Source organism: Aestuariivita sp., assembly GCF_021404545.1.
Lineage (GTDB): Bacteria > Pseudomonadota > Alphaproteobacteria > Rhodobacterales > Rhodobacteraceae > Aestuariivita.
In genome coordinates, this window is record NZ_JAAWWD010000057.1 from 1 (window position 1) to 4,456 (window position 4,456).

4 protein-coding genes are annotated in these 4,456 nt (G+C 62.9%); 3 read left to right on the forward strand and 1 reads right to left on the reverse strand.

All coding sequences use genetic code 11. The features are described from left to right. Positions 1 to 317 precede the first annotated feature (317 nt). Positions 318 to 905: a biotin transporter BioY gene (locus HEP69_RS17565; protein ID WP_290559794.1), complete on the reverse strand. Its 588-nt coding sequence runs from the start codon at positions 903 to 905 to the stop codon at positions 318 to 320. Positions 906 to 1,190: 285 nt separating this feature from the next. Between HEP69_RS17565 and HEP69_RS17570 the strand changes: the two genes are divergently transcribed. From HEP69_RS17570 to HEP69_RS17580, 3 genes are read left to right on the forward strand one after another with little or no spacing between them, the layout of a single operon-like run. Then, on the forward strand, positions 1,191 to 2,438 hold the full coding sequence (locus tag HEP69_RS17570) for a tyrosine-type recombinase/integrase (protein WP_290559795.1): 1,248 nt from the start codon (positions 1,191 to 1,193) through the stop codon (positions 2,436 to 2,438). Continuing rightward, on the forward strand, positions 2,435 to 3,385 hold the full coding sequence (locus HEP69_RS17575) for a tyrosine-type recombinase/integrase (RefSeq protein WP_290559796.1): 951 nt from the start codon (positions 2,435 to 2,437) through the stop codon (positions 3,383 to 3,385). The genes HEP69_RS17570 and HEP69_RS17575 overlap by 4 nt, the downstream gene beginning before the upstream one ends. After that, positions 3,378 to 4,373 (forward strand): tyrosine-type recombinase/integrase, encoded by a 996-nt coding sequence (locus HEP69_RS17580; RefSeq protein WP_290559797.1) that lies wholly within the window; start codon positions 3,378 to 3,380, stop codon positions 4,371 to 4,373. Before HEP69_RS17575 ends, HEP69_RS17580 begins: the two co-directional genes overlap by 8 nt. Positions 4,374 to 4,456: the final 83 nt, after the last annotated feature.

Here is a 4,456-nt window from a genome sequence, read left to right on the forward strand (position 1 = left end):
GATGGGGGTTTGGGGCCCCTCCCCGCCCTGGGGTCCTTCAACGGCCGCCTGCAAGCCCCCGGGCTCGGCGATCTGGGGGCGGCACTGCGCCCACAGATCGCGCCCGAGGATGTCGCGCGGTTCATCCAAAACGGAACAACCGGGAGATGCTGACCGCGAATCCGCAGGGTCATTTGCCGTCCACGGCGCTGAGAATGAACCACCGCAGTGCTGTCAATGAAAACCTTTGGCGTCCTGGTCGAATGGTGCCTTCGTCCATGCGTCCCTGAAACTCCGTTGTATTCCGGAGTTCCAGTGCGACGCGTCCCCTTATTCCTTCAGCCCAACCTGGACCTTACGGTATTCCCCAGAACGGACACAAAACCGGCAGCGATCGCCAGCTTCAGCAGATCCGGTACAATGAACGGGCCGATGCCGTACTCGATCCCCTGCGACATGCCAAAGAGGTACATCAGCCAGAGCGCTCCCAACGTGAGCAGTATCACTTCTGCGACAAGCATTGCAGCTCCAATCTTCAGGGGGTTCCGCCACCAGCCACGGTCCGCTGCCCATCCCGTAATGGCAGTCATGACTACGAAGCCAACGAGGTAGCCACCTGTCGGCCCCACCATGTAGGCAAGGCCAATGCCCCGCTCAGGTGTTCCTTGGAAAACCGGAAAACCGACCGCTCCCTCGGCGAGATAAAGTAGAATTGTCGCCAGCCCAAGCTTAAAGCCAAAAACCGCTGCGATCGTGAATATGGCCAGCGTCTGAAGTGACATATCCACTGGCCACATCGGGACTTTGATCTTAGCGGAAATGGCGATCAAGATCGACCCAGCCACAGCAAGCATGGCAAACCAAAGTGCATGGTTGACCCTGCTGTTCTGCAAGAGCGAAGGGAAAAGTGCGTCTGTCCGGTTCATGGCGGTCCTCATGTCAAAATCCACAGGTTTTTGAGGATATTAACCCTTCTGGCTCCCAGTGGGAAGCCGCCATTGCCGACGGGCGCGGCGAGACCGGTACAGGCGCCTGCCTATCATGCACCGATACAGCTGCGTAGGGCGTTTCTGCAGCTGAACTTGAAGCTCAGCAACATGACGAACGACGACAAGTGCACGGCCACCGCGGAAGAGCCTGTCGTATATATGCGCTTACATTACGATGCATCGAGCGAAATCCTGTGACTCCACACAAATGGAGACACAACCATGTTTGAAGAAATCTTCTTTCCCTCAACCGCTACCAGACATCGCAATGGGCCGCTTGCCGATCAGAGGGCCGGGTACCTCGTCCACCTGAAGGCAAGCGGCGCGCGCCGGTCCACCCTGCGCAAGTACGCCAACGCCCACCTCAACCTTGTCCGGCTCCTGGACGTCGGCGATGGCGATCGGATCGGCCTGGAGGACGTTAAGGCCGCCGCAGCACTCTGGTCCAGCCCGCGGGGCCGCAGATGCGACAGGGTGGCAGCTTCCAAAGCCCGGCAGCGCTTCGTCAGACATTGCGCCGACCTCCTGCTACATCTCGGCTGGGTGGATTTGATCGAGGAGGACAGCCACCGGCATGGTGCCGAACTGCGGGCGTACGAGCACTGGCTACGAAACGAACGCGGCCTGTCGAACGCGTCGGTCGACAGCTACTGCCGCGCGGCGTGCCACTTCCTTGTCCGGCTCGAACGGATCGGTGTAGCGCTGGACGGCCTCGAGATGACGGATATCGACCGTGTCATCGGCGATGAGCACCGCCGTGGCGCCTGGAGCCGGAGGACGATACATGGCTTCGCGCAGCGCCTGAAATCCTTCATCGGCTTCGCCGAGACACGCGGATGGTGTCGACCCGGATTGGCAGCCGGCATCGTCGCGCCCGGATACATGGCCGACGAGGTTCTACCGAAGGGGCTCCAGCGCAGCGACGTCGAACGCTTGTTGGCGTCCATTCAGGGTTCTCGCCCGGTCGAAACGCGGGACCGGGCGATCCTGATGCTGTTCGTATCCTATGGTCTGCGCGTCGGCGAAGTCGCAGGCTTGCGTCTCGACGATCTCGACTGGCCATCGGAGATGCTTCGGGTGCGATGCCCGAAGCCGGGGCGAACCCATCTGTGGCCCCTCTCGCAGGAGGTAGGCACGGCGATCCTGGACTACATCCAGGGCGGGCGGCCGACCGGCTTCGGGCGTGCTCTGTTCTTCACGTCCCGTGCCCCGATCCGTCCTCTGGGTCGAAAGGCTCTGGGCAAGATCGTTCGCGACCGGCTGGCCGACATCGGCGTGGTCACTGGCCGACGGGGCCCGCATGCCCTCCGACATGCTGCCGCCCAACACCTTATGGATCAGGGTACCCCGATGAAGGTCATCGGGGACTTTCTCGGCCATCGCTATCCTTCCTCCACCGCGATCTATACCAAAGTCGACCTCGCGGCTCTGCGCGAGGTGGCGGCCCTCGATCTGGAGGGGCTGGCATGAAGCTCTCGGACGCAATCGAGCACTACGTCGCGTGGCGGCAGGCGCACGGCGCGAAGTTCACGACAGCCCGGAACCTGCTGCGCCAGTTCCTTCATCATGCGAACGGAGATGCCGAGTGTGACGCCGTAACAAGGGAGCAGGTTCTGGCCTATCTGGCTGGAAGCGGGCCGGTAACCCGGCATCGCGAGAACAAGGCTTATGCTCTGGCCGGGTTCTGGCGCTATGCGATCAGCCGAGGCCATGCCGCGTCGTCGCCGCTTCCCGACCCCGAGCGGCGCCCGTCCTTGAAGGCGCCGCCTCACATCTACACCCGCGAGCAGCTGCGACGGCTGCTCAATCCGCGACGCATCGAGCGCGCTCTGAACGGTTCCAGGCAACTCGACCCGGCCACGTTCCGCATCCTGCTTCTGTTGCTCTACGGTGCCGGGTTGCGGTTCAGCGAGGCGACCGGGCTGATGTTGGCCGATGTGGACCCGGCAGAATCCGTCCTGATCGTCAGGGATACGAAGTTCCACAAGACCAGGCTGGTTCCCGTGGGACCGCGGCTCGCAGCGGTGCTGGCGAACCACCTGTCCGGTCCTTCGGGAGATACGACGGAGAGGGATGCCGCGTCGTTCCTGCTCGCCAACCGGGACGGCACGCGGCTTGCGAGCAGCACCGTCCAGGCAGCATTCGACAGGCTGCGATGTATTGCGGATGTGCACGGAACGGCCAGTGGTCGCGCGGTTCCACGCCTGCACGACCTCCGGCACAGCTTCGCGGTTCACAGTCTGACCGCATGGTATCGGCAAGGAGCAGACGTACAGCGTCTGCTGCCTGTCCTGTCCACCTATCTCGGCCATTCGGACCTGGAAGGCACGAAGGTCTACCTGACGATGACGCCGGAGCTACTGAGCCAAGCGTCGCTGCGATTTGCACGGTTTGCCGCCGGGGGTGCCGATGCCTGATCGTGAACTTCTTGGCCCTTGGCTACGGCGCTTCCTGATCGAATACATCGTCACCGAGCGGAATCTGGCCCGGAATACCCGCTCCAGCTACCGCGACACCTTCGCATTGCTCTTGCCGTTCGCGAGCCGCAGATTGCGCACGCCCATTGACCGAGTGAGGGTGCGCGATCTTACGTCCGGGCTCGTGCTGAAGTTCCTCGCCCATCTCGAGGATGGCCGCGGATGTTCGGTCCGAACCCGCAATCAACGGCTTGCCGCCATCAGGGCCTTCGCCCGCTTCGTCGGCAGCCGGGATCCGGCACATGTCGAATGGTGCGGACATATCCGCGCGATCGCATCGAAGAAGTCCATGGCGCCGCCGGTCGGATGGCTGACGCGGACGGAAATGGAGGCGATGCTCGCCACTCCCGACCGCATGACTGACCGGGGGCGTTGCGAACATGCCCTCTTGCTCTTTCTCTACAACACCGGCGCCCGGGTCTCCGAGGCGGCGGAGTTGAAGGTGCGGGATCTGACATTCGGTCGTGACAGCGGCGGTCACGATATCGCCTCCTTGCGCGGCAAGGGCGGTAAGACACGCCATTGCCCCTTGTGGCCTGAAACCGAACGAGTCCTGCGAGAGCAAATCCGCGGCCGGGCGCCCGATGCTCCGGTGTTCCTCAGCAGGCTAGCGAACGCGTTCACGCGCTTCGGGGTCTACCGGCTCGTCGAGCGCTGCGCGGCAGCGGTTCCCGAATTGGCGGATCGGGCGGTCACCCCGCATGTCATCCGCCACACGACGGCCTGCCACCTTGTTCTCGCCGGTGTCGACATCAATACGATCCGGGCCTGGCTCGGTCATGTCTCGATCAGCACGACCAACATCTATGCCGAGATCGATCTGACGCTGAAAGCCAATGCCGTCGCGCTCTGCGAAGTGGGTTCAACACGACCCGCGCGGCGATGGAAGGAGGACAAGGATCTCATGGCTTTCCTGAAAGCCTTATGACACCACCTCAGCATCTCCCGGTTGTTCCGTGGTGACTGAGACACATCCCCGGGCCCCCGGGGGGGCCTGCGGCGCCGCCGCCG